This window comes from Flavobacterium sp. LC2016-13, assembly GCF_009707955.1.
Lineage (GTDB): Bacteria > Bacteroidota > Bacteroidia > Flavobacteriales > Flavobacteriaceae > Flavobacterium.
In genome coordinates this window covers 20030-46197 of record NZ_WMDQ01000019.1, presented here as the reverse complement: position 1 = coordinate 46197, position 26168 = coordinate 20030, and the positions used below count along the sequence as shown (strand labels likewise).

Below are 26168 nucleotides of genomic sequence, written 5' to 3'. Positions count from 1 at the left end.
TTCTATTTTGGTAATTTAATAAAGAAGGTTGTACCTTTAGTCAGTTCACTTTCTATCCAAATGTTTCCTTTGTAATTCTCGACTATTTTTTTTACAATAGACAATCCGATACCTGTTGATTTTTTATTAGATGTAAAAGACTGAAATATTTTAAAAATTTTTTCCTGATTCTCTGTAGCAATTCCAGGACCATTATCCTTAATAGCAAAAATATAATGCTTTTTTTCCTCTTCAAAACTTATTTGAATAATTCCGAGAGGCTTATCAATATAATTCACCGCATTGCTGATGATATTTAGAAACAACTGTTGCATTCTAAATCGCTCAGCTTTGATTGTCGGTAGTTCGTTTTTTACTATAACTTCAATATTCTTAGGTATATGAATAATATCAATTATTTTATTGATTTCAACATTCAAATTAATATTCTCAGTAATCATCTCAATATCATCTACTTTAGAATAAGTTAGAATTCCTTCAATCAAATGATCCATTTTCTCGACTTTGTCTTCAATCATATCAAGATATTGACTCGTTTGCGCATTAAACTCTTTTTCATTATCTTCTTTAATCCATGTAACTAAAGAATGTATGCTCTGTAGTGGTGACTTTAAATCATGCGATACAATTTGAGCATAATCATTGAGCTGCTCGTTCTGTTTTTCTAATTTTTTAAGTAATTCTTCTTTTTGCAATTCCAGGCTCTTTTGTCGAGTTATGTCTAAATGTATAACTATTGAACCAATTACTTCACCATTTACATTATAATTTGGAGCGCCGCTAATTAACCAATATCTTGTCTCTCCTTTTTTATTGATAGAAGTAACTTCATACGAATCTGACTTACCTTTAACCCGTTCTTTATTTTTAAAATTTACTAATTTTTTATCCTCAGGATGCAACAAAATTTCAGATGCATTGTTGCCTAACAAATCAATTAAAGAGAAACCACTCATATCACAAAAAGACTGATTGGCTAATTGTATTACGTCATCCATATCTACTTCCAATAAACCCATATTCATATTAGCAATAATATTTCTATATTTTTCTTTTTCTGCTTCCAGGCTTTCTTTGTACTTTTTCTTGATGGTAATATCTTCAAAACTCCATAAATGACCATCATTTTTCTTGCCTTTGGCTATCGGAATAAAACTCCTTTCGTAAACGCGTCCATCGGCCAATTCAATTTCTTCAGAAAAGACGTTTTTTTTATTTCTTAAAATTTCTTCTACCCTTTCAATAAATTCATCTGGTCTTTTAAAAAAGTGTTTATTTTCTTCAGTAGCCATTTTAGAATCAAAACCTATCATCTCTTCTGGTTCTCCTTTAAAATCGAATAAATTACAAAACCTTTTATTGGCAATTAGCACCTTTCTATCCTCATCTTCTAGTAAAATGCCTGATTGAAGATTGGTTATTAATAACGTTAAACGATTCTCAGAATCTATAAGCTGTTGATTGAACTCTTTTTCTTGGCTTATATTTTCTTCGATAGCAAAATATTTAATCACCTCTCCTTGTTTGTTATGAAGCGCCTGTCCTTGTACTCTAACCCAGTATTTCTTTTTATATTTTGTATAATTTAAGATCTCACAAGTAAAAGGAAGTCCTTGTTTTATTTGATTCTTTAAATAAGCAATCGTTTTTGGATTGGTTGCTTCACCTTGTAATAAACGACCAGGACTCTTACCAATCAATTCTTCCTTGGAGTAGCCAGTCATTGTGGTAAAACTACTATTGGCCCACTCAATTTTACCTTCACTGTCGCAAATAATGACTGCACTAATATTTTTATCTGCTATCGAGGAAAGTAATAAAAGTTGTTCTTCTTTTTGTTTATCTTCAGAAATATCCTCAATCATTGCAAAATATTGAATCACCTTTTTGGAGGAATCAAAAATGGGTTGTCCCACTGTTTTAGACCAAAAAGTGTCACCGTTTTTTTTAGCATGCAAAATTTCTACTTCAAAAGTATTTCCCTCGTAAAATGCATTGATCATTCTGTGAATCTCCTCTTTATTCGATAGAGCGTCCGAACCTACTTCAACAGGTGTTTTACCAATGATTTCATCGTTCTCATATCCTGTCAATTTAAGATATGCATCATTACACCAAAATATCTTTCCATCCGGATAAGTGAATACAATGCCGTTTTTATTCGTTTTTGCTACCAAGGACAGCTTATTTAGCTCTTCTTGATTTCTTTTTTGTTCTGTAATATCACGTCCATAGATATTTACACAGCCCTCTTGTTGCAGACTTTTACAAACAAAAGAATAGCACTTACCATTATTCTCCGCCTCAAACATCCATCTTTCTTTTCTCTTATCAATTTGATGAATGATAAATTTTAAAAAATCCTCAATTTCATAATCAATTCCCAGAAATATAAGATTTTTTAAATCTTCGGCTGCTGGATTCATTTTTAATAGATGACCCTCAAAATCAATGCGAATTAATGGATCTGGACTTTGAGTAGTAAAAAGAGCAATATCAACAATTTTCTTATTGGCTTCTTTTAATTGATTTTCTTGCTGATGTATTGTATTCAAAGAATTTTGTAATGCTACATCGTAGTGAGCGAAATCATAAAGAGAGATTTTTTTTTCTTCAAAATAATTCAAGGAAGTAGGCGATAGGCTACCTATAAATAAATAGCCATTTTCATAGTTTTCAAATTGTCCTCGAAGCGAAATTTTATCTTTAACAGATTCTATTATAACTAATTGATTGGTAACTTTATAAAAATTGTCAACATTTAGCTCTTCGATAAATGGATTGGTAATTGTAAATAATCTCAGGAAATGTCCTCTGCATTTTAAGTCCGGTAGCAATTTGATTAAACCTTTACCTCGGTCTTGAATGATTAAGTTGTGGTCTAGTAAAACATAAAAAGGGAAAATCCTATTGAATGTTTCACTATCAAAATGAAATTGAGAATTTTCCATGTTGTTACCTCCTTAGTTTTAAAAATTTCATGAATATGGCATCTGAATACATTCTATTATTTCGAATGTTTTTGATTACGAAAAGTAGATAAGACTACTGCTAAACCCAACTCAAATTCCAGCTATTCAACTCTTTTAGAATTGTAAGTTAAAGTACTACTTTTTTTCTTACTCTACAAATGTTTTCAATCTTAAGTGGTTTTAAATTTGTTTATGACATAAAAAACAAAAAAAATATTTAAAAGCTTTAATTCTTATCTCTAGTACGAGACTCAAAAAATAACACTACTTATTTTTACTGAGAAATTAATTCATTCGTGCTCCAATAATCTAGTATTTTTTTTATCCTATCTACATAATCCTCATATTTCAAAGGCTTTAAAATGTAGCCTGCAATACCTATTTTATAACACTCCATCACGTCTCTATGATTGTTAGAAGTAGTTAAGATAATTGCTGGTATGTATTTTAATACATCATCTGCTTTTAAGATAGATAAAAACTCGATACCGTTTAGTTTAGGCATATTAAGGTCTAAAATAATAACATCTGGTATTATTTCTTTCCTTTTTAATACATTAACTGCTTCCTCTCCATTATTTGCTTCAATGATGCGATGATTGAGTTCTAAACTTTTTAGAACTCTATTGAATTTCATTACTTCAATTGCATCATCTTCTATTAATAGTATATTCAACGATTTTGCCATTTTATTAATTTTAAAGTTTGATGCATACTTATTCAACTTCAAATGTATTTCATTCTCTATAAAATACGAGTTGTTTTTCGTTAACTCATAATAAAGTATAGACAATTGGAAAAAAAGTGTAGACGAATGGTATAAATATGCAATTGATCCATAAAAAACCATCTTCAAGCCTGCAAAAGCGAAATCTAAAAGGATCTTATACTTCAATCTATTTTTATCGAATACCCATTGATCTGATTTTTAAAATTTATTATATGAAGTAAAATCTCTGTACGTAATTTACTAAGTAAACTTAATATTAAAAAAACTCCAAAAAACAGGAATATTTCCTTTTAAATGTTTATTCGTGAACACATACATTCATAATCACTTGCAAGTCAAGTGTAGAGATTGATTATTCACCGACATCGAACCGCCATTCATCGAAAAAGACAAAAATAATTCTTATAATCGCCTTAGATTTGTATCAGAATTAATGGACAAAAAAATAAAAATTAAAAAATAATTATTTCCAAAAACAATTTAACAATTCATCAGTTATTAGCATTTCGTTACATGATATTATGAATCTGTTAAGCACTCAAAATTAAAATTTTTTATTAACAAAAAATGAAGTTTCATTCAAATACCACTGAAAAATGAAAACAGCAATTACTTTAGCAAACACAATTCCTACTGGAATCAAATCTGAGCACTATTTAGTATTCTCAATGATTATTATAACTGTTGGAAAAAACCTAGAGACAAAGATCCCTATCGAAGTAAACACTTTGATTATGTTTTTTTTTAGCCATTTCATTCATCGGAATGACACTTCAAATTGTTAATAACCGTTTAAAAAAGAAAATTTTATTCGATACATTTCAAAAACGGTATTAGTTACCATAAGTTATAGTATCAAGCAAAGAATTTTTCATAAGTTGCTTGAAAAATGACAAACTAAAACTAATTTTTTGTTTCATTTTTGTCACTGCCATTAACCTGTTTGCGCCAATATTGTTCCACTATTGCAATTACTTCCAGAATTACATTGCCATTTATTGTTGTACTTTGCGCTTTTAAAAATCAATTTTGAAATTGCCTACACCTTCAAAAAAGACTTTCTAAGTACCAAAAAACATGACCGCCTTTTTTGCCCAAAAAGCTCTAAGCTTTTATCCAAATTAAAATCATTAAAAGGCGATGTAATTCTAGTGAAGTGCTATTTTCTTGCTTCACAAACAAATTTTCGATACTACTTTTATTAAAAGAAAAAGTAAAATGCTTGTTGTAGGCTGATAAAATCTTCAGTCAAAAATTAACAGTCATACTCTTTTGGTAAAACAAAACAAAAGCAAGCACCTTTTTCATTATCTTCTCTATTCTTCAAATAAATAGTACCCAATACTCGATCTACTATGGCTTTTATTGTTGACAAGCCAATACCGGCATTTTTACCATATTTTGAGTTAACTGTTTCAAACAACTCAAATACTTTTAACCAATATTTTTCTGGTATACCTGGCCCATCATCTTCATAAACAAAAGAATAATTAGTTTCATTTTCTGTTAGTGAAATCCAAACATTACATTCTTCTTTGTCGGTATGTTTCGTTGTATTTGATAAAAGATTTTGAATAATTTGAACAAAACCTATTTTTGAATGCCTTATAAAGGTATCGCAATTCCTAAAATGTATATGAGTCGGAATATGTAAAGCACCATTATTAACTATATATTGAATAGTGCTTTCGACATTAAAATCTTCAAAACAAATTTGATCGTTACTAACTTTTGTATATTCTAAGATTCCATTAATTAAGAAATCCATGTATTCATTTCGAGAATAAATTAAATCGATGCAAGCTTCTAATTCTGTGTTTTCAAGGAGTGTTTTATAATCTTCTTTTATAAAAATTAATAATGAATTTATACCTCGTATCGGTACTTTTAAATCATGAGTAAGCCGATACGCAAATTGGTCCAACTGCACATTTTTTTTAATAATTTCATCATTCAAATCTTCTAAAAACCTATTTTTTTTACGAAGTTCAAATTGCGAAATCACTTGATTGGCCAATGCCTTTAATGATTCTTGTTGGTTCTCTGTAAGACCTTCTCTTGGTTTTGTATCAATAACACAAAGCGTCCCTAAAGAATAACCATCTTTAGTGTTTAAAGGAGCTCCAGCATAAAATATTACGTTCGGGTCTTTAGTGGTTAACGGATTATCATGAAACCGTATGTCCTTAGTAGCATCTGGAATAATAAATAATTCATCCGGTGTGTTTATTGCATGCGCACAAAAAGCAAAATCCCTTGGAGTTTCGGTTGCATTTAAACCATGATGCGATTTAAACCATTGTCGATTATGATCCACTAAAGTTACTAATGCTATGGGTGTACCACAAATTTGTGCTGCTATTTTGGTTAAGGCATCATACTCTTCTTCTGGTAATGTATCTAGTATTTTATAAGCATCTAAGGCTTCGAAACGAAGATGCTCGTTATCAGGAATTTCAGGTTTGTGCATATAACTGAATTTTTATTTTTTTGTATTATACCAAACGTAATTATGTAAGGAAGTTCTATTTCTTTTAACGTTAAAAATAACTAATTTTCCTTAATAATATCCCTAATTATTTTAAAACTAGCCTAAATATAAAATTCAATCTTGTTCAAAGAGAATTTGTTTGTATCAAAAATGAGGCTTTATTTTGTTCTTACTATCCCGTTTACCCTAATGTTATTTTAAATGTATTAGTTTTTTTCTTACAAATAATCAAAAGGTTTTCTATTTAATCGGATAGGAGCCTAGAGATTAATTCCCAAGGCGACCTTCTAAACCACTTCGCATACGGATCCGTACCAAGGTGGTTCTTAATTTAAGATACATTTTCAAATATACTTCCGTGAGGTTGTTTTCAGTTATCCAAATAAAGGTCTGCACTCCTTGGTAGCTTTGAGATTCCGTACTTCCCTTCTCAAGGCAGCTATCAAAATTATTCGATATTTACGATCATGTTACCTTACATTTTGAGACTTCTGTTTGTTTAGCAACCTTATCCAACATTCCTGTTCTTATATATAGTTTCTGTTCTTCAGGAGAAGATTTCGGGACTTACACCCTAGATTTATCGCCCATGCTGGAAGCACCAAAACAAGAGGCTCTCTAAAATTAGACAGCCTCTCAAAAAAATCGGCGATAAAAATATTAATTAAGAACAATTAACTTGGTTTTAAAAGTTTCGTTTTCTATGGTAGTAACGATTAAAAAATAAATACCCAAATTGACGTTATCCAATGCTACTTCGATTTCGTTATTATAAAAAATAGAATCAAGTTTTATCTTTTATAATTCTACCATTCATGTCAACAATTTTAACATTGGCGCTTTCCATAACTTTAGGCAAAACTAATGGTGTTACTGCAGTACACGGATTTGGATAACTATACATTTTTTTTACTAATACTTTCTCAAAAATAGGTGCATTAAGCGTATTGACTGTTTTAAAGACTACATTGGATACTGAAATTTCAAAGGGTTGAAAAGATTGATAATTTCCTTGTACAGAAAAAACTAATCCTTTAATTTTTTCATTGTTGTATTTTTGTCCAAGTGTATTTACAAAATCATCAAAATAAATATTAACATCAGTAGGAGAACTATTTGCGGGTATTTTCAAACGCAATCTATTTTGCCAATCTGTGTTGCTTTCTGTCAACAAAACTACTTCTACATCTAAAGTATTGTGCATATAAAAACCTACTGTCGAATACGAACTTGCATCAAAAGCTAATTCTCCTGGAAGTATATTTCTAAAAATATTCATCGTGCCATAAGTTTCTCCTTTTACAGTTGTGTTTCTTTCAATCGCATATTGATCATTTGGTAAATTATTACTAGAAACATAGTTATATTAAAAGAGGTAAGAGTAGACTCTGTTTTTAAATAATCTAATCCCCATGGACCATCTGCTAACTATAAAGCATCTGGTTGATTTGATGAATCACCCATTATACAGAAACCAATATCAAATAAACCACCTAAATCTATTGCTAAATTTTGTAAATATTCGCCAGTTAAACTAATGTTTTGCGAAACAAAATTAGTGTTGTCAATTCTGTTATTTTTTTATTTCCTTCAAAAACTAAACTAGATGCTTTTGATTTGTTAATGATTTCTAGGTTCAATTTACCATTTTTATATAATCCTTTTTTAACAAAAACAGTTGGTATTCTATTATCAACAACTTCTGAAAATAAAGGTGCTTGCTCCTGAAGATTAGTAATAATGGCGGCAGTAATGGCACTTACTTGTGACATAGAAGATTCCCAAACTTGAAAATTAAGATAATCACCCGGTGGATATTGTGCAATATTCCAATAGCTGTGTAATTTGTTTTTAATACCTAATCGTTCAATTGAAAAATTCAATGCATATTCTAACTCACCATTATCTCTTTTTATTTTGACCATTATAATTTCATAACCTTTTAATGTGCTGTATGCCATGCGGCAGTTCCTAAAAATGGCGCGTCAATGTCTTTAGTTACTTATGAACAGGTGAAAAATGCAGTTTTAAACCGAGGTTTGCTTACACGAATTTCTTTAGAAAATGGAGATAGTTCCTTAATGCCGCAAGGTGGACCAAGATTGCCTCAAGCTACTATCGACATTATAAATAAATGGAATCAGGATGGATTATTAGAAAAATAATCTATAACAGCAACATGAAGAAAATCATAATAATGCCAATGCTATTGGCTTCTTTTATTGTTTTTTCACAGGAAAAAATAGTAACTAAATCTGCAACAATAACTCTGGAAGCTTCAGTACTTTCTTTTCAGCCGGTTACAGGAACTAACAGCAATGTAACTTTTGTTTTGAATCCCGCAACTGGAGAAGTGGCTAGTCTTGCCTTAATGAAAGGATTCCAGTTTGAAATGGCATTGATGGAAGAACATTTTAATGAAAATTACATGGAAACCGATAAATATCCAAAAGCAGTTTTCAGGGGACAAATTGAAGGTTTCGACATTAAAAGTCTAACAGAAGATTATAAAGATTACACCATAAAAGGAAAACTAGAAGTGCATGGAAAATCCAAGGATATAAGTGTCGATGCAAAAATTACAAGATCGGGTTCCAGATTCACCCTTATATCTGATTTTGAAGTAAATGCAAGTGATTTCAACATTCCAATTCCAGCGCTTATTAAATATAAACTGGATAATAAAGTCAAAATTCAAATTATTGCAGTTTTAAAATAAGACTTCGCAAAACAGGATGATTTTATAAAAAAATAAAGGCGAAATAATGAAAAAAACAATACTTATTGCAATGCTGTGTGTTTGCGCCATTGGCGTATCACAAGAAAAAATGGTCAGAAAATCAGCAAAAGTTACTTTTGAAGCTTCCGTTCCTTCTTTTGAAGAAGTTAAAGCAGTAAACAAGAATGTTACTTTTGTTTTGAATCCAGCAACAGGAGAGATTGCAAGTTTGGCCCTGATGAAAGGTTTCCAGTTTAAGGTTGCTTTAATGGAAGAACACTTTAATGAAAATTACATCGAAAGTGACCAATATCCAAAAGCAGTATTTAAAGGAAAAATAGAAGGATTTGATCTTCAAAGCCTAACAGTAAATCCCAAAGATTTTATCATTAAAGGTACATTAGAACTTCACGGAAAATCCAGGGATATAAATACTGCTGCAAGGATAAGCAGATCATCATCAGGGATTAGCATTTCATGTAATTTTAGTGTAAATGCTAGTGATTTTAATATTGAAATTCCAAATTTGGTTAAAAGTAAGCTTTCCAATAAAATAAATATCCAGGTTGCCGCAGTCTTAGGGTCCAATAGGCAATAACCGCCTAAAAACTATCTTGAAAAGTCAATAATTTTTTATATAAAAAAAATGCAGGAAGAAATAAAAATTGAGGACGGCCTTACCCTTATGCGGTTTCAGAACGACAGTTCAGAATCTTTTTTTGCACAGCACGAAATTAGTGCTGGCCTGTTACAGTTTCATTTCGGACTAAAAGGCAATGCATTGTTTTTGTCCAATCAGGATCATTGTGCTTTAGAATTGAAAGAGGAAAAATCCCTGATTTTGTGCAATCTGCAGAAACAGTCATTGCTTCATTTAGAGCTTTCTCCAAATTCATGGGTGATTTCAGTTATTGTTTCGATTGAGAAATTTCATTCATTATTTTCTGTTGAAGCAGATTATATTACTATTTTAAGCCCCGATAATAAGAAAAAAAAGGATTATACCGAAGGGAACATTAGTCCTTCGATGGCTATTGTTTTGAGACAGTTGTTTCATTACAGCCTTCATCCCTCCCTAAAGAACCTTTATTATAAAGGAAAAGGATACGAATTGTTGAGTTTGTATTTCAATAAAATGGAAGATTCAAACGCAGGACAATGTCCATTTTTGATCGATAAAGCTAACGTCCTGAAAATCAGAAAAGCCAGAGAAATCATTATCGCCAATATGGCCGAACCACCAGGATTACAGCAATTGGCAGATGAAATTGGACTGAACATGAAAAAATTAAAAATAGGTTTCAAACAAATTTACGGAGATACCGTTTATGGTTTTCTGTTTGATTACAAAATGGATTTCGCCAGAAAACTGCTTGACAGCGGTTCCTACAATGTAAATGAAGTGGGGCTTAAAATAGGTTACAGCACCGGAAGCCACTTTATTGCGGGATTCAAGAAAAAATTTTCCACAACTCCAAAGAAATACCTGATGTCTGTTAATACCAAATTTAAAACAGCGTCGATTTTGTAAATTACAGCATAAATAAAATTGATTTTTCCTTTTTCTAAAAGGCAGCCAATACTATTTTTAGCATCAATTTAAACAACAAATACTTAAAGCCTGAAGCTTAAAGTAAAAAAGCCAAAAAAAAAAAATGAAAGGTGTATTATTAGTAAATTTAGGATCTCCCGAAAGCCCGACACCAAAAGATGTAAAGCCCTATTTAGATGAATTTTTAATGGATAAATTTGTGATCGATGTTTCGTATTTACTAAGAGCTTTATTAGTCCGAGGTATCATCTTAAGAAAAAGACCCAAAGAATCGGCACATGCTTATGCAAAAATCTGGTGGGATGAAGGTTCGCCCCTTGTGGTGCTTTCAGAAAGAATGCAGAAAAAAGTACAGCCTTTGGTAAACGTTCCGGTTTCTTTGGCAATGCGTTACGGAAGTATGACTATTGAAAAAGGACTGCAGGAACTGCATGAAAAAGGCGCAACGGAAGTACTGCTTTTTCCGCTGTATCCGCAGTATGCAATGGCTTCGACTTTGACTATTTTAGTAAAAGCAGAAGAAATTCGTAAAAAGAAATTCCCACACATGACTTTTACAGATGTTCCTGCGTTTTACAATAAACCAGATTATATAAGGAATCTGGCGGATTCAATTCAGAAACATTTAGCCGGATTTCAATACGATCATTTGTTATTCTCGTATCACGGAATCCCGGAACGTCACATCCGCAAAACAGATGTAACTAAATCACATTGCAAAATTGATGGCTCTTGCTGCAACACGCCTTCGGCTGCGCATGATTTTTGTTACCGTCATCAATGCTATGAAACAACCAAACAAGTTGTAAAATTATTAGGTCCCCCAGAAGATAAATACAGCTTAACTTTCCAGTCCCGATTGGCTGGAGATAAATGGCTAGAGCCTTATACCGATATTGAAATTGATAAAATGCCGGCAAAAGGAATTAAAAATCTGGCTGTGGTAACACCTGCTTTCGTTTCGGATTGTTTAGAAACGCTCGAAGAAATCGCCATGCGCGCCAAAGAAGATTTTGAGAAAAATGGAGGAGAAAATTTCTTGGCCGTTCCTTGTTTGAATGATGACGACCAGTGGTGCCAGACTGTTGGTAACTGGATTAATGACTGGGCTGAATAATACTAAAATAGCAATATCGAGATATTGGACCTCCCATCATTCATATATCCGTTCGCCTCTTTTTACAAATGAACTTCGATAATTCTTCTGTCGAAGCATTCAGTGATTCGGCAGATTGAATAATCAAAAGTAAAATTTCTTTCAACTCATTATTTCCAAGATTTACATCTTCACACAACAATTTTGAAAGACCCAGGATATTGGCAACGGACTTTCTAACCTTGTGAGAAATTGCAAACATCATCTGCTCTAAACCACTGTTAAATTCTTCCATGTTCAACTCCTTTTCTTTTTCTCTGATGTTCAAATTTACATTGGCAATTTTTAAATCTTTAGTACATCTTTGCAATTCTTCGTGATTAAAAATAAGTTCTTGCTTAGCTTTTTTTAACTTATCTAATATAATATCCTGATCCATAATTTACGATTAATAAATTTAGTTAAAAGTATAACATTTAAAACGACTTTTCTTACCTAAGTACGTCTAACATCAATTAGATTCTAAATTCCCCGCTTTTTATTTCGATGTTTTTTATTAATTGATTTTGATAATTAAAAAAAATATTTTAAAAAGTAAATATTTACTCTGGAAAGTAATTTTGTTTAATATTCTAAATTCTGCACTAATTATCGTGGTAACTTTTTTAAGTTTTAAAATAGAATTATTTTGCATAATTTTAAGTAAAACTATTTTATGTATAACAAGTTTAATATTTCTGAAATCATTCTTAATATACTGGCGCAAAACCCTGAGAAAATTTACTCTTTTGAAGATTTAACTAGTATGCTTATTCCTTATCTTGATCAATCGCTGCAAGAGAGTTTACTTATCCAAAGGTCAAATCAGGCAAAAGTTTTAGACGCATTAATAATGCTAGATAGTGAAGATTTTATTATTCTAGATTCAGCTACAGATGCAAGCATTATAACTATTAAGGGACTAATAAATATAAGAAGCAAAAGCTTTCTAAATTGACAAACAGTCCTTTTTGACTTTCTAAATATATTACCCATTAATACCTTTGTTAAAGAACTAGTACCAGTATAAATATCATTTATCTGCTTATTCTGCATTTATCACTGCAATATTTCACTTCGTCCCAGATTTTTTCCCATTTTTTTCTCCACGCAAATGGTCTCTGGCAAACAATGCAGATTTTAGTGGGCAGGTTTTGTTTTTTAACTCCTCTCATTTTTTTGTTTATTTCTAAAACTCCAAACAATATCACTGGCGTATTTTCGAGTTTGTTCTATGTCAACTATAGGCTCTGGATAATCATTTCCTAATTCACATTTGTAAAATTGCTGCTCAATACCATTTAATTTCCATGGTTCATGAATTAATTGTGGTGGAATTTCAGCCAGCTCAGGCAGCCATTTCTTTATAAATATGCCCTCTGAATCGTGCTGCTGTGAATTTTTTACGGGATTATAAATTCTAATGGTATTGCCTGTTGTTGTACCGGCCTGCATCTGAATCTGCGGATAATGAATTCCGGGTTCATAATCTAAAAACTGTCTTGCCAAGAAATGGAGGTCCCGCCAGTCCTGCCACAAATTGAATGTGAAAAAGGAAACCAGCATCGCCCGCATTCTAAAGTTGATATAACCTGTCTGGACTAAACATCGCATACAGGCATCAACAATAGGAACGCCGGTTTTACCCTCCTGCCAGGCTTTTATATAGATTTTCGTTTTTTGGTTTGACCAAGGAATCGTAATCTTTGTTTATATTTTCAAATTCAATTTGACAGTCATTTTCAAATTTTTGCATAAAATGGCAATGCCAGTGCAGTCTTGAAACAAAATTAAGCATGGCTCTTTTGTTGGGAGATGTTTCATAAAACTGATTGGTATATTGATACACCATTCGCATGCTTATGTTTCCGTAGGTTAAATAGGGAGATAGACGGCTGCAGCCTTTTCGGCTTAAACTGGGTTTGGAAATGTGTCTGCTGTAATTTACGTGCCTTTCTTTTGCAAAACTTTCTAGGTACCTCCATGCCCAATATTCTCCACCCTGTTGAAAGTTTTCATGTCGGTTTGTAATTTCGGTTGAAAGTGCTTTTCCTTTTAGTTTTTGATAATAATCAGGATCTAAATCTTCAAATTCAAAAGTATTCAGATCAATCATTTTAGGAATTGCGCGCATTGTTTCTTCCCAGCGCTTATCCCAATCTTGTTTTGATCGCAGCTTTCTGATTACACCATGGAGCTGAGCTTGTTTCCAAAGAATTTTATGATCATCAAAAAAAGACTCCATGGCAATATCCCTGTCAAAAGTGACTTTATTGCCAATTTCCTGATGCGAAAATACCGTTTGAATATCATAAAGACTGCTTAGGTGCTCAAAAACAGTCTGGACTTCGTTATGAAAATAATAAATCTGCGCAGCAAATGATTTTAATTTAGACTGCATTTCCTTTAAGGATTCATAAACAAACCGCCAATGACGGACATCAGCATCATCGCAAGCCATTATTGAGGGTTCAAAAAAATAAACCAAAAGAAGAGGGATATTTTCCTGCTGTGCCATAAAAAGAGGTTCGTGATCTGTAAAACGGAGATCACGTTTGAACCACATAATATTTATCTTTTTTTTATTCAACTTTTAAGCAGTGATGTAATTTCCTTATCGGGCTTTGCATAGCTTAATCGGTCTAACTGCATGGTTTTATGATAGCTGTCCAGACCGGAACACGTAAGGGTACCTGCTTTTTCCAAATTAACAAAACCATCTTCAGACAAGCAGTCTTCGGGAATGAAAATCTGGACTATTTCCCCGATAATCATAGTGGTATTATTGATTGAAATGGCTGTTTTTTCTTTAAATTTAATGCCTAACTGTACGTTGCTTTCGAGCACAAAAGGAGCTGGAAAGTTATTTTTATATTCCGTACTGAGTCCTGCAGTATCAAATTCTGAAATTTCTTTATTGTATCTCGCTGATGTCTGATGTGCCTGCTTGTAGATCTGTTCATTGATATGATTAATGGTATAGAATCCTGTATCTAAAATATTTCTCATGGTATCACGCTCGGGCGGGCTGGGGCGAAAAATCATACCTATTAATGGAGGATTTGCTCCAATATGAAAAAAAGAACTAAAAATGGATAAATTAGTATTTCCCTGTACATCAGAAGTTCCTACCAATGCCACACTTTTAAAACCGCCTAAACTATTGATTAGATGCACGGCAGTCTGCTTTTCCATTTTTTCCAGATCACTGGTTTTAAAATTTATTTTGTTTTTCATTAGTAGAAATTTATTAAAAAATGCAACTTTTCAATTGATGAGTATCCATTTTTTATCACTGTTAAGTTTAAAAGTAGCAATATGTTCCTTATTCCATTCTTTGGGTCCTATAAGTGAGAGAAAATCAAAACCGTCTGCATCTTTATATAAGTGATATATTTCACCTACAATAGGTTCAAAAGAAAATCTGGCATTGTATACCAATTCATTCCATTGGAATTCTTCGATTAAATCCTGATATTGCATTTTTAGTTCATTGAATCTACTTTCAAACTCTTTGTTTACCTTATTTAGGCCCATGCCTTTCCATCCTGCTAAATCATCTGCTTTTATTACCGGTGCGCCAACACTTGTAGCATATGGCAATAGGCTTGCATTATAACCATGCTCAGAAGAAAATACTACATTATCGGGTTTATCTTTTTTTATCATCTTCGAATATTTTTATTAACGCTTAGATATTTTATTATTTGAAATTGCTCTTTGCCTGTTACATTTAAATCTGTCTATTGTTTCGGCTCTCTTTGCAGCGTGTTTTGTTTTACAATTTTCAACGCGAATGCGCCATAATTTATAACTGCTGAATTTTAGCTATTTTTTCATTAAAGCTTTCACATCGGCTTCTGAAAGATGAAATTGAAATTTTATTGCATCAAAAGGTGTTCGGTCTTCCCATGCCATTTCTATAATTCTATCGATCTGAATTTCATTCAATACACCATTATCGATTTTTACAATGATTGATTTTATCATATTTTGTTTAACAGTTATTAAATACCATTAAACAAAAATAGTACTTTTACAGTTATGAGAGAATTGATAATACATTAAATCTTAAACCAATAGATATAATCTAAAAGATGGGAAGAAATTCTATTTTATAAATTGATAAAAAATCCAGGCCACAATTCTTTATTTCAAGAATTCCAGCTTTTAAGTCCTTAAAAGGGCTAAAAGAATAACATTTGATTTTTAAAGTTTATAATCAATTGATTAAAATTACTTAATTGAAAACTTGGAGTGCCAAAGATAAAGAAGAAGAAATTTAGGCTATACATTACATGTTTGCTTTGATTTTGAATACAACAGCGAAATTATTTTGACAAAAGTAAATTGCACAAAAAATATTACTTCAAAATACTCATCCATAATACCTTTTACTTAGTCCGATTTTATTTTACTTTATTTTTTGACTTCTTTTAAAACCAAAAAGAATATTAAAGCGTAAATGACTTTATAACTTAAAAAAAGTAATTATGAAAACTAGAAAATTTTTAGCAGCCGCAATCCTGGCATTAGGATTTGGATTTACATCATTTGCGCAAAAAACTGTAATGGTTGGTGGAGCGGCTATGTATCCTAATAAAAATATTATAGAAAATGCGGTAAACTCAAAGGATCATACCACCTTGGTAGCAGCAGTAAAAGCAGCAGGATTAGTTGAAACTTTACAAGGTAAAGGGCCATTTACTGTTTTTGCACCAACAAATGAAGCATTTAGTAAATTGCCGGCTGGAACTGTTGAAACATTATTGAAACCTGAGAATATTAAATCATTACAAACCATATTGACATATCATGTAGTGGCCGGTAAAATGAATAGTTCTGATATTGCAAAAGCAATAAAAGCTGGTAAAGGAAAAGCTGCTTTAAAAACAGTGAGCGGAGGAACTCTAACTGCATGGATGGATGGAAAAGATTTGTACATTAGCGACGAAAGCGGCAATAAGGCTAAAGTTACAATTTCAGATGTAAATCAATCTAATGGTGTTATACATGTAGTGGACACAGTACTGCTTCCAAAAATGTAATTTGCTGAAAATAAATTACAATTATATAAAAAGCCCTGAAATTTCAGGGCTTTTTATATAATTACTATGAGATACAATATTAATAGTCAATTGTATAAGAGATTTTGATTACCATTTTATTGCGAGCTTAAAACTATAAATATTTTGGACTTGACATCTCTTTTTTGGAAAAAATTAAGAATATATCTTTTTACTATAAAGTACATGAACTAACATTCATAGCCATAATCTTCATTCTTCAACATATCAATAAGTTAAAATAAACCTAAACCTGTAATAGACTTCCTGCTGAATGGTAACCTTTGGACAGCAATGACCTTCGGTATCCATTTTCGATGCGTTAAAAATTCTAAATCTAAAAGCGGCAGGAGCGTGATGACAGTCTCTAAGCGATTTTTTTCGTAACAATATTCAAAAAATCTTTTTCTGCAGCCCGATATCGGAAGGTCCGCTGAGTACAATGCCCAAAGGGCAGAACCTCGAAACCTTTGAGATGCTGTCAAAAGTTTTACATTCCTTATTCCATTCCAAGTCCATACCGCTGTGAGGACAGGTTCCCTCATAGAGGTGCAGTTTTCCGCTTTTATCCCGGTAGGCTGCAATTTTATCATCTCCCGCAGTAATAATCCTGCCCTCTTCATCAGGCAGGTCCGAAACTGTTGAAATATCCCAGGCAAGCCATTTTCGGGCCTTCTCCAGTGAAGCCCTGCGAATTTCACTAGTATCCTCTCCGGCTTTCCTCATCGGAGTCCGCGACGGGGCATATAATTTTTCACAGCTGTTTCTTTTTCCATTAATAAGATCCTTAATAATAAGGGCACCTAATGCCCCGTCCGAAATTTCGTTTACTGCAGACCCTTTTACAATAAAAATATTCCCGCCGGCTGAACTTCTGCCTATCAAAGGCAACAGATCGCAAGGCTGCATTATTTCTCCCGACCATTTACAGTCAGCAGCGGTAAAAGAAGGAAAATGCATTTTAGTCCATAAAGCAAGCTTTTCCATTCTCTGCTCCCCTTTTTCAGTTTCAGGCTCATATCTTGCCGATGTATCATATAAAGCTTCTGCAGTTAAAAGATCGTACTGGGAATCCAGTGCTTCCACTACAGCATTATGATTGGGTCCGGAAACCCGCTGTGAATATAAAGGCCGGGTTTCACTCCAGAATCCAAAGGGCATTGTACCCTTTGGAATTTTTACTCCGATGCGGTACGCTTTCTGCATATTGAGTCTGGCCGAGAATTGAGGCAGCTTGTTGATCAGCATATCACAAGCGAGTACAACATGGTCCGATTGTATGAAATACCCGTTAATATCTGCCCCTTGGTCAGAGATTTTTTCAACATTTGAGTGGTCAAAAAATATCCCGCCCTCCTCTATAAATGCCTTAAGAAGCCCATTAAGAAATGAGGCAGCATCACATTGGGACTGTCTGGAAAGCTGCAGACATTTTTTGTTTTCCGCCGTCTTACAAGACGGTATAGAATGAAGCATCTTTACCGGCAGCCGCAGGGATCGGGCAGCGGCATATTCTTTGTCCATCCTGCTGTCATCTTCATCCGCACAAGGAAATAAATAACTCTTCACTTCCTTATATCCGCATTGTATTGCTTCCTGCCTGATTACAGAGGCAGTCCATTCTAATGCATTTTTGTAACTCTTGAGAACTTTGGCCGCTTTTTTCACCCCTATCCTATCTGACATGTCATAATAACTACACGTTATGGGGTTTGCTATACTGGCTGTGATCCTCCCGGCCCCGCTCTGGTGAGGCATTGCCGTGCCTGCCAGTATCACCTTCCTGCCGGATTTTCTTAACCAGTAGGCAGCGCTGATACCTGCAGCGCTTGTACCGATAACTAAAATCTCTGTGCTGTGATTGCATTTGATTTCGCTTCGAATATCCTTGGTAGATGAAATACATTTTGTAGACCCGTCCAGTTCTAAACATTTATCTGTATTCATAACTTATCTTATTATAAATTGAAGCCGATATCAGAATAAAAATATAACTTCTAAAAGTTTTAAATTTAATAAAATTCTTACGGAAAAAAAATAAAATGTCAATAAATTTTAAAGTTCAGGAAATGATAATTTATATGATGGAGTTGATACTTTTTTTGCGACTGTTACAGAACTGGAGTTGATACCTTTTTTGCGACTAAAAGCTTAGGCAGTGTTTATCTGAAGCAATAAAAAATGATGATATATTGCCTAAAATTTCTGACTGGCAGCTAATTTTATTCCTGCTAATTTTAACAGCATGAAAAATACGAGGAGAACCTTTACTTTAAGCTTTAAGATTCTGGCCGCTTCCATGAGCATCCACTGCGGAAGAGTCTGTGACGTGGCAAGAGAACTCAACATCAGTACAAGTAACCTGCAGCACTGGAAGAAGCTTTACCAAGAAGGCAGATTTACCATAAAGAAAACTTCAGCTGAAATATCCCATAAAAATGAGCTGCAGAAGCTTCGGAAACAGATAAAAGAATTAGAATTTGAAAGGGACATCCTAAAAAAGGCTCAAAATATCTTCTCCAAGAGCGGCGGGTGAAATATGAATTCATCAGAGAAAATGCTGAAATATTTCCTGTCGAGAAGATGTGCCGGATTTTTCAGATCCACAAAAGCAGTTTCTTCCGATGGAGGAAAAGAACACCCACATCAAAGTCTGTGCGGAAAGCCCATATAATAAAAGAAATTATAAGAATTTACCACTGGAGCCAATGCCGATACGGAAGCCCTAGAATTGCTAAAGAATTAGATTCCATCGGGATAAAAGTTTCCAGAAAATTTGTCGGGCAGATTATGAAGGAAAACCATCTAAGAAGCATTGCAAAATCTAAATATAAAAAGACTACAAACCCACCCCCTAATAACAGATCAGCAGAAAACAGATTAGAACAGATTTTTAAGGCATCCAGAAGAAACGAAATCTGGGTTTCTGATATCACCTACATCGAAACAGATGAAGGCTGGATCTATCTCACTGTGGTGATAGACCTTTTTGACCGTAAAGTGATCGGCTGGTCAATCAGCGAAACAATGAGAGCAAAAGATACCAGCATCACCTCTTTAACGAAAGCTCTTTTAAATCGTCCATTGCAGAACAATCAGGAACTACTCTTTCACTCAGACCAAGGAAAGCAATATGCCTGCCATGAGTTTATTGCTTTATTAGCCACAAATAAAATAACCCAAAGCATGAGCCGAAAAGGAAACTGCTATGATAACGCGATAGCAGAAAGCTTCTTCAAGACATTAAAGGTAGAACTGGTATACCAAAATAAATATAAGACTAAAGACAAAGCAGAAAAATCAATAACCGATTATATCGAGAACTTTTACAACACCTGCAGAAGACATTCTGCACTCGGAAACTTAACGATTGAAGAGTTTCAGAATCAACAGCCAATTAAATAATAGCTTTTCTAATGATGCTAGCGCGTTAAAATGGTTGAATAATAGATGCATTTAGATTTAACAAGAACTTATAATACTGTATTAAAACAATTTGAAGGATCAAGTTCGAAACATTACTAAACTCCGCTGAATAAAAAAGCCCTGTAAACACAGGGATTTTAATTGTTTTGGGCGGAGCCAAAAACCCCCTAAACTTTCCTCTAATTTGAGTCAAAAGAAACAAGCTTTCAAAAATTAAATATAAATTACTCACCAAATGCTAATTTCACTTACAGAAATTAGTTTCGCTGTATTATGTAATAGAATATGCATATGAGGTACAAATAGGACCAAATTCATATATAAGTTTGAAGAAAAATAGTTTGAAAATTAAAAACCTATTATGACCTTTTTGACAATATTATTAAAATTTGGATTTGGCTTCCCTTGCGATAACGGTTAATCAAAAATTGGGACAACAATTACTAAAATTTATTTGTTTTGGAGCTGCTTTTCACAGCGATATATAATTAATTATATAGATATTGGATATTCAATTTACTGAATTTTATTTGATTACATTTATGAGATGAAAGAAATTCACGACAAAAATAATTATATAGTGGTAGTAGGTACATCAGCAGGAGGCATGAAAGCCCTGATAAGTTTGGTAGAACAGCTTCCAAAAGATTTTCCCGCACCCCTTTTGATAGTTCAGCATATCTCTGCCGATGCAACAGGAGATGCTCTGCTGAATTCATTAAATAAAATTGGAAAACTCAAATGTATTCACGCCAAGCAGGGAAATCGTATTGAACCCGGTTATATTTATTTTGCTCCTTCCGATCATCATCTTATGGTTGAAAAGGATGGTTGTCTTATGGTAACCAAAGGAGCTCAGGAAAATCGATCACGCCCTGCAATCGACCCCCTTTTCAGATCTGCGGCGGCTTCTTTTGGAAACAGGACAATAGGGATACTTTTGACAGGATATCTCGACGACGGTACAGCTGGACTTATTGCCATACAAAGGTGTGGAGGTATCAGCATAATTCAGGACCCTGCAGATGCGGATTATCCTGATATGCCAACCAATGCACTGAATCAGATGAAGCCAGACTATTGTGTTCCCCTAACAGAGATGGGCGGTATTCTTTCCACCCTAATGATAAGAAAAACTACTAAGCAACTGCCAGTTCCACAAGATATAGTTAAGGAAATTAAAATAGCTCAGCGTGTACTAAGTGACCTGCCTTCAGTTAATTCCCTCGGAGAACAAGTTCCTTTTAACTGTCCTGGCTGTGGAGGTGTATTATGGAAAATGGACGAGGGATTCGGGCTAAGGTATCGCTGTCATACGGGTCATGCCTACACAGCTGCTGCTTTACTGGCTGAGCAAACTGAAAAAATTGAAGAAACAATGTGGACTGCCCTTAGAATGTTTGAAGAAAGGAAAAATCTTCTCACCACTATTGCAAATGGTCAAAAAGGCGCAATGGCTAATTCTGCCAATGAAAGGGCAAAAATGTCACAGGTTCACATTGACAGAATAAGGGCTATATTACTCACCGATGATAAATCAAGTACCAGTGACTCTCCGACATAATGATTTTAATCTTATACTTTTTTTTCAGACTTGTCAGGCATTATTATCTTTTGTAGGGACTTAAAAAGCTTTCTAAAATTAGAATGCTTCTTCAAAAATTGCACTCTCTTGAATTTGGTCATCCCTTCATCTAGCATAAGTCCTGAATTTCGTGAATAAACTACAACAGGAATTCTTTTTAGACTTTTAATATCCCGAAGTAATTTAAGAAATCCAGTTCCATCAAGATATAGCATGTTATAATCCAGGAAAATTATATCTGGTGATAATTTTGAATCCTGAAGCTTTTTTAGAGCTTCAAGTGCACTACCTTCTACTGATGACCTAATTTTATGATGAATTGCATTTAGTACTAATACAAAAGTCTCTGCATCATCATTTATATCGTTGACTAGTAATATATTTTTGTATTTCATTCCCCAATTAAATTTTTTAGCTAAAAAAGTTCTTCTATTACTGCAGTTATTGTCTTTAATTCAGTGCAATTTTAAAACAAAAAAAAGCTGTATCAAAGAGTAATAATGCTACTTTGTAATAACTCTGAAAAACTTTGTAATAACTTAAGCCTATATTTTAAATTGATAAATGTAAGAAGCGACTGTTTAGATTTTTTTGTTTAGCAAACCACAAACTTATTGGAAGTGGTTAAATTTTGATCGTGGAGCGGCAAAACGTTTATTGCAAAAAGCCATTACAAACATAGCACTCATCAAATGGAGCTTATACCTTTTTTTCCACAAAAAGTTAAGGCTGTTGATTTTACATTAAATAAATTATTCAATAAGTTTTTTTTTGAAATCGCTTCGTAATCAAATAGAATTGTCCTTCAATCCCCAGCAGTACATCCAAACCAAATTCAGAACGCCAATGAAAGACAGTCTCTACGTCCAATAAGCCAATTTCTTCAAATCCTCCCTAAAATGGTTTGAAATGTGTCCTTTAGTGGTCACAAACAAGCCAAATGGCGCCAATTGAAGACAATTGACGCCATTTTTTATATAACGTTTTTATTTTTATTAGTCAAAAACCAGGGCTCCCCGGCAGCCCTAGCCCCGATAGTAGTAAAAATACTTTTGTGCCGGTGTTCGGCACAAAAGATTGCAACGGATAGCGGGAAAAGCTTCTGAAAGAAAGCATTATTTTCGCCACAGCAAAACAAAGATTCCCTCATGATTTTTTGCCTATAATGCAAACATAAAAAAACAGGGTTTTGAGTACCCGTCTGGAAACTTGTTTATTTGGACTGACTCAGCTAATTTTATTTTAGTAATAATCAAAGTAATCAAAAAATATCCTCCAGCTGTAAATTATATAACAAAAAAGCGCAATAATGCTCTAATTTTGTCCTTTACAATTCAGCAGTAAAAACAGCCTAAAACAACAACAATATAATAAGTACCTGCAGCTGTCAAGGAGATTAAGAAAAATGAAGAAATTTGAAATTGCAACTACAGGCCCCGGCAGATGGCTGGTCAAACACAACGAGGTCCCAAAATTCACCTGCTCCTTTGAGGATAAAAGGTTTAACTCTGAAAGGACAATTACAGGGCTTTCCAATCCCACAGGCGATCCTAAAGAAGTGCAGCTATTGCAGCGAATGGAAAAATGGCTCAAGCAGCATCATAAGGAAAAAGTAGAGGGCTAGAGCATGAACGGCAGTACTTTTTAAATTGTTCAGCCATTATGCATAGGCTTAAGACAAGCTCTTCATTATTATTCATTTCAGCCTTTGCAGAGCGTAATGGTATCTTCTAAATTTTCTTTACTGATAAAGGCAGCAATAAAATCATGCACTTCATTTTTGTATGCAGCAGGCGTCTGAAAAGAATTAATGTGAAACTCCTCATCCTGATCTACAATATGTATAATTTCCGTGTATCCCTTAGCTATTAAACTTCCCTTTAATTTGATAATGTTTAACTGCTGAGAGCTGTCTAAGTCCTTACGTACTTTTAATTGTACGGCTTTCTCCATTGTAAACTTTTTTAAATCCATACTCATTCTCTCATATATAAAATTACATATCCGATACCGGAGTAAGGCTCACAATCCAGTATTGAATTATCTTGTCTATCATTTCTTTATACTGTGCAAAATTGTCGTGCTTTTTAAAATAACCCTGAATGGAAAGAGTATAGGCCTTGGATATGTTTTCTGGATTGTTTGAAGTTGACAAAAAGATATACGGCATGCATTTATTACTAATTGAAGTGTCCTGAAGAATCTTGTCTCTTAATTCAAATCCATTTAATTTAGGCATATTGATATCTGAGATAATCATAAAAGGCTTCACTTTCTCATCCGAGAGGTAATCCACAACTTTTGTGGAGTCTTCAAAAAAAACAATTTTATTGGAGTAATTTAAACTTTCAAAAATATCTTTAAGAAAATCTCTGTCATCCTGATCATCTTCTATCACTATTATTTCTCCCTTAATTTTCATGTTGCAAAAATAATAAATTTACGGTATAAACTATAGCTGAAAACAAAAGCATAATCTTATTTTTTGGTTGCGGACCATTTCTCGTAAGTTTAAATTAAATCAGTATTGACGTTGTTGGATCTCCAGGAAAATTTTAATTTTAAAAATTAAAAAAAAAAAATAGTACAGATTATTTTTTTCTAACGCTATATTTATGCTCTCTGTTCTGTTTTAATTCTTTAAAGGAACTTATACATGTTTGAATTTTAAAACAATCCAAAAGAATAATGTAAAACTGCAATACCAAATAAAAGATAGCTTCGTGATAAAATATAACCCAGCAAGCGATGTACGATAATCTATTGTTTTTGAAAAACATTGTGGACAATACCCCTTTGCCAATAGCAGTTTATACCGGTGATCAACTCCAGATAGTACTGGCAAATCCCGCCATGATCAGCGCTTGGGGAAAAGGAGATCAGGTGATTGGAAAAAATTATCTTGATGCGCTCCCTGAAGTTCAGAATGAGAAGTTTTTTGAACAGGCAGTATCGGTGCTTAAAACCGGTATTCCCTTTCATGGAAAAGACAGAAAAGTAGATTTGGTGATTGACGGAGTCTTAAAAACACATTATTTTAATTATAGTTTTATCCCGCTTTTCAATAAAGAAATGAAAATTTATGGCGTCATGAATACAGGTTCGGATGTCACTGAACTGCATTTGGCTAAACAAAAGACAGAAAACGCTGAAGAGAGACTCAGAATGGCCATTGAATCCTCAGGAATGGGAACTTACGAAATAGATTTTGCTACCAGGGAAATCAAGACCTCCGGAAACTTCAATACTATCTGGTCCATCGACCGGGAAATCCACAATGAAGAGCTCATTGCAAAACTCCACCCCGAGGATCAGCTTGTGCGCGAAAAAGCACATCAGCAGGCACAGAGCACTGGGAAAATGTGCTATGAAGCCCGAATCGTAAATGATGATAATTCTATTAAATGGGTTAAAATTAACGGTAAAATCATCAAGGATCAGAACAATACTCCAACCAATATTATTGGAATTGTCCAGAACATCGATGAGCAGAAACAATTTCAGGATGAATTAAAAAAACAGGTGGATCAAAGTACACAGGAACTGCGAAGATCCAATGATGATCTTATGCATTTCGCCAATATCGTGAGCCATGACCTGAAAGAACCTGTTCGAAAAATCAAAATCTTTAATGACCTTTTACGAAATGAATCCCAGGATAACTGTACTGAAAATTCAAAAAAATACCTCAATAAGATAGATCAGTCCGCACAGAGAATGCAGACCATTATAGAGGGAATCCTGGCCTATTCCACGATGGATAAAAAAATACAGCCCATTGAAAAGATCAATCTCAATGAACTAATAGAAAGTATAAAAACAGATCTCGAACTTATCATTAAGGAGAAAAATGCTATACTGATTACAAGCGAGCTTCCCCATATACAGGGAGCCCCCATTCTGATCCAGCAACTTTTTTACAATCTGATCCACAATGCCTTGAAATTTTCAAAAGCAGATCAGCCGCCACGAGTAATTATATCACATGTCCTAGCCAATAGCGAAGGTACCGATATGGTTGAAATTACAATTAAAGACAATGGCATTGGACTTGATGCTGCTGATGCCGAGAGGATTTTTGCTGCCTTTGAAAGGCTGCATTCCAAAGATCAGTGCGAAGGAAACGGACTTGGTCTGGCGCTTTGCAGAAAAATAGCCCAAAGACATAAAGGGACCATCAGCGCCGGCGGAGAAAAAGATAACGGGGCCGTATTTATTATCTCTTTGCCCCTGATACAATCTGAAACATCAATTTAAATCTCTTGAGCTAAAAAAAACTTACTGGATTTCAATTAGATGGGCCATAGCTGTTGCATACTGTAACTTTGTAATGAGCCTTTAAAAAAACAAAACAGGGAAATGAAAAAGAAATTTACTGCCGATTTTTTTGGATCAAATACAGCAAAAGTTCTTCTTCAAGTTCTATGTCCAAATTTTCAAGTTGTCGCACATTACAAAAAGTTGGTCCTGTTTTTACTATTTTTATCCAAAT

General features: G+C 33.6%; 27 protein-coding genes and 1 pseudogene. 12 read left to right on the top strand and 16 right to left on the bottom strand.

The annotated features are described in order from the left end of the window. Nucleotides 1-2: 2 nt before the first annotated feature. The 5 genes from GKZ86_RS23800 to GKZ86_RS23780 all read right to left on the bottom strand — a co-directional run bounded on the left by GKZ86_RS23800 (nucleotide 3) and on the right by GKZ86_RS23780 (nucleotide 8154). Complete coding sequence (locus GKZ86_RS23800) at nucleotides 3-2951, bottom strand: PAS domain S-box protein (protein ID WP_154785526.1); 2949 nt, start codon at nucleotides 2949-2951, stop codon at nucleotides 3-5. A gap of 295 nt (nucleotides 2952-3246) precedes the next feature. After that, complete coding sequence (locus tag GKZ86_RS23795; protein WP_154785525.1) at nucleotides 3247-3660, bottom strand: response regulator; 414 nt, start codon at nucleotides 3658-3660, stop codon at nucleotides 3247-3249. 1297 nt (nucleotides 3661-4957) lie between these two features. Continuing rightward, nucleotides 4958-6172: an ATP-binding protein gene (locus GKZ86_RS23790; protein WP_154785524.1), complete on the bottom strand. Its 1215-nt coding sequence runs from the start codon at nucleotides 6170-6172 to the stop codon at nucleotides 4958-4960. Between the two features lie 805 nt (nucleotides 6173-6977). Further along, the gene (locus GKZ86_RS23785) at nucleotides 6978-7472 is read right to left on the bottom strand and encodes a hypothetical protein (RefSeq protein ID WP_154785523.1); all 495 of its coding nucleotides are present in this window, start codon (nucleotides 7470-7472) and stop codon (nucleotides 6978-6980) included. A gap of 250 nt (nucleotides 7473-7722) precedes the next feature. Next, nucleotides 7723-8154 (bottom strand): hypothetical protein, encoded by a 432-nt coding sequence (locus tag GKZ86_RS23780; protein WP_154785522.1) that lies wholly within the window; start codon nucleotides 8152-8154, stop codon nucleotides 7723-7725. A 27-nt stretch (nucleotides 8155-8181) separates the two neighbouring features. Between GKZ86_RS23780 and GKZ86_RS23775 the strand changes: the two genes are divergently transcribed. The 5 genes from GKZ86_RS23775 (at nucleotide 8182) to hemH (ending at nucleotide 11581) form a co-directional block, all read left to right on the top strand. Then, entirely contained in the window at nucleotides 8182-8358 is a 177-nt protein-coding gene (locus tag GKZ86_RS23775; protein WP_154785521.1) for a hypothetical protein, read from the top strand. Nucleotides 8359-8372: 14 nt separating this feature from the next. Next, the gene (locus tag GKZ86_RS23770) at nucleotides 8373-8912 is read left to right on the top strand and encodes a YceI family protein (protein ID WP_154785520.1); all 540 of its coding nucleotides are present in this window, start codon (nucleotides 8373-8375) and stop codon (nucleotides 8910-8912) included. A 46-nt stretch (nucleotides 8913-8958) separates the two neighbouring features. Further along, nucleotides 8959-9510: a YceI family protein gene (locus GKZ86_RS23765; protein WP_154785519.1), complete on the top strand. Its 552-nt coding sequence runs from the start codon at nucleotides 8959-8961 to the stop codon at nucleotides 9508-9510. A gap of 48 nt (nucleotides 9511-9558) precedes the next feature. Next, entirely contained in the window at nucleotides 9559-10443 is an 885-nt protein-coding gene (locus GKZ86_RS23760; protein ID WP_154785518.1) for an AraC family transcriptional regulator, read from the top strand. Between the two features lie 124 nt (nucleotides 10444-10567). Then, the gene (gene hemH / locus GKZ86_RS23755) at nucleotides 10568-11581 is read left to right on the top strand and encodes a ferrochelatase (RefSeq protein ID WP_154785517.1); all 1014 of its coding nucleotides are present in this window, start codon (nucleotides 10568-10570) and stop codon (nucleotides 11579-11581) included. A 40-nt stretch (nucleotides 11582-11621) separates the two neighbouring features. Here hemH and GKZ86_RS23750 read toward each other — a convergent pair whose 3' ends face one another. Beyond that, on the bottom strand, nucleotides 11622-11999 hold the full coding sequence (locus tag GKZ86_RS23750) for a hypothetical protein (RefSeq protein WP_154785516.1): 378 nt from the start codon (nucleotides 11997-11999) through the stop codon (nucleotides 11622-11624). Nucleotides 12000-12275: 276 nt separating this feature from the next. Between GKZ86_RS23750 and GKZ86_RS23745 the strand changes: the two genes are divergently transcribed. Then, nucleotides 12276-12557 (top strand): hypothetical protein, encoded by a 282-nt coding sequence (locus GKZ86_RS23745; RefSeq protein ID WP_154785515.1) that lies wholly within the window; start codon nucleotides 12276-12278, stop codon nucleotides 12555-12557. Between the two features lie 79 nt (nucleotides 12558-12636). On the opposite strand, the gene GKZ86_RS23740 is transcribed toward GKZ86_RS23745, so the two are convergent. The 6 genes and pseudogenes from GKZ86_RS23740 to GKZ86_RS23720 form a co-directional block, all read right to left on the bottom strand. Further along, nucleotides 12637-12774: a DUF2256 domain-containing protein gene (locus GKZ86_RS23740; RefSeq protein WP_154785514.1), complete on the bottom strand. Its 138-nt coding sequence runs from the start codon at nucleotides 12772-12774 to the stop codon at nucleotides 12637-12639. Further along, nucleotides 12761-13264 carry an FAD-binding domain-containing protein gene (locus tag GKZ86_RS25525; RefSeq protein ID WP_370456794.1) on the bottom strand — a complete coding sequence of 168 codons (504 nt, stop codon included), beginning with the start codon at nucleotides 13262-13264 and terminating at the stop codon, nucleotides 12761-12763. Before GKZ86_RS25525 ends, GKZ86_RS23740 begins: the two co-directional genes overlap by 14 nt. Beyond that, nucleotides 13242-14165 carry a deoxyribodipyrimidine photo-lyase gene (locus GKZ86_RS25520; protein ID WP_228526645.1) on the bottom strand — a complete coding sequence of 308 codons (924 nt, stop codon included), beginning with the start codon at nucleotides 14163-14165 and terminating at the stop codon, nucleotides 13242-13244. Before GKZ86_RS25520 ends, GKZ86_RS25525 begins: the two co-directional genes overlap by 23 nt. Nucleotides 14166-14185: 20 nt before the next feature. After that, on the bottom strand, nucleotides 14186-14836 hold the full coding sequence (locus tag GKZ86_RS23730) for a flavin reductase family protein (RefSeq protein WP_154785513.1): 651 nt from the start codon (nucleotides 14834-14836) through the stop codon (nucleotides 14186-14188). 30 nt (nucleotides 14837-14866) lie between these two features. Next, complete coding sequence (locus GKZ86_RS23725) at nucleotides 14867-15268, bottom strand: DUF2452 domain-containing protein (RefSeq protein ID WP_154785512.1); 402 nt, start codon at nucleotides 15266-15268, stop codon at nucleotides 14867-14869. Between the two features lie 15 nt (nucleotides 15269-15283). Beyond that, nucleotides 15284-15589: pseudogene (locus tag GKZ86_RS23720) on the bottom strand (TIGR03643 family protein). A 503-nt stretch (nucleotides 15590-16092) separates the two neighbouring features. On the opposite strand from GKZ86_RS23720, the gene GKZ86_RS23715 reads away from it, so the two are divergent. After that, complete coding sequence (locus GKZ86_RS23715) at nucleotides 16093-16647, top strand: fasciclin domain-containing protein (protein ID WP_056249461.1); 555 nt, start codon at nucleotides 16093-16095, stop codon at nucleotides 16645-16647. A 411-nt stretch (nucleotides 16648-17058) separates the two neighbouring features. Here the strand turns inward: GKZ86_RS23715 and GKZ86_RS23710 are convergent, their stop codons facing one another. Further along, nucleotides 17059-18612: an FAD-dependent oxidoreductase gene (locus GKZ86_RS23710; protein ID WP_154785511.1), complete on the bottom strand. Its 1554-nt coding sequence runs from the start codon at nucleotides 18610-18612 to the stop codon at nucleotides 17059-17061. Between the two features lie 298 nt (nucleotides 18613-18910). Between GKZ86_RS23710 and GKZ86_RS23705 the strand changes: the two genes are divergently transcribed. The 3 genes from GKZ86_RS23705 (at nucleotide 18911) to GKZ86_RS23695 (ending at nucleotide 21655) form a co-directional block, all read left to right on the top strand. Further along, nucleotides 18911-19201: a transposase gene (locus tag GKZ86_RS23705; RefSeq protein ID WP_154785510.1), complete on the top strand. Its 291-nt coding sequence runs from the start codon at nucleotides 18911-18913 to the stop codon at nucleotides 19199-19201. Next, the gene (locus GKZ86_RS23700; protein WP_194632636.1) at nucleotides 19198-20070 is read left to right on the top strand and encodes an IS3 family transposase; all 873 of its coding nucleotides are present in this window, start codon (nucleotides 19198-19200) and stop codon (nucleotides 20068-20070) included. Before GKZ86_RS23705 ends, GKZ86_RS23700 begins: the two co-directional genes overlap by 4 nt. 568 nt (nucleotides 20071-20638) lie before the next feature. Further along, the gene (locus GKZ86_RS23695) at nucleotides 20639-21655 is read left to right on the top strand and encodes a chemotaxis protein CheB (protein WP_154785508.1); all 1017 of its coding nucleotides are present in this window, start codon (nucleotides 20639-20641) and stop codon (nucleotides 21653-21655) included. An 11-nt stretch (nucleotides 21656-21666) separates the two neighbouring features. On the opposite strand, the gene GKZ86_RS23690 is transcribed toward GKZ86_RS23695, so the two are convergent. Beyond that, nucleotides 21667-22071 (bottom strand): PleD family two-component system response regulator, encoded by a 405-nt coding sequence (locus GKZ86_RS23690; RefSeq protein WP_059119091.1) that lies wholly within the window; start codon nucleotides 22069-22071, stop codon nucleotides 21667-21669. Nucleotides 22072-23081: 1010 nt separating this feature from the next. On the opposite strand from GKZ86_RS23690, the gene GKZ86_RS23685 reads away from it, so the two are divergent. Next, nucleotides 23082-23300, top strand: coding sequence for a hypothetical protein (locus GKZ86_RS23685; protein ID WP_059119092.1), 219 nt, complete (start codon nucleotides 23082-23084; stop codon nucleotides 23298-23300). Between the two features lie 77 nt (nucleotides 23301-23377). Here the strand turns inward: GKZ86_RS23685 and GKZ86_RS23680 are convergent, their stop codons facing one another. Together GKZ86_RS23680 and GKZ86_RS23675 are read right to left on the bottom strand one after the other, a co-directional pair. Then, nucleotides 23378-23629: a hypothetical protein gene (locus tag GKZ86_RS23680; protein ID WP_154785507.1), complete on the bottom strand. Its 252-nt coding sequence runs from the start codon at nucleotides 23627-23629 to the stop codon at nucleotides 23378-23380. Nucleotides 23630-23672: 43 nt separating this feature from the next. Further along, nucleotides 23673-24098, bottom strand: a complete 426-nt coding sequence (locus tag GKZ86_RS23675; protein WP_154785506.1) for a response regulator — start codon at nucleotides 24096-24098, stop codon at nucleotides 23673-23675. Nucleotides 24099-24424: 326 nt separating this feature from the next. Here GKZ86_RS23675 and GKZ86_RS23670 point away from each other — a divergent pair, with 326 nt between their 5' ends. Further along, a complete protein-coding gene (locus GKZ86_RS23670) occupies nucleotides 24425-25933 on the top strand; it encodes an ATP-binding protein (RefSeq protein WP_154785505.1) in 1509 nt (502 codons plus the stop codon). The last annotated feature ends 235 nt before the right edge of the window (nucleotides 25934-26168 follow it).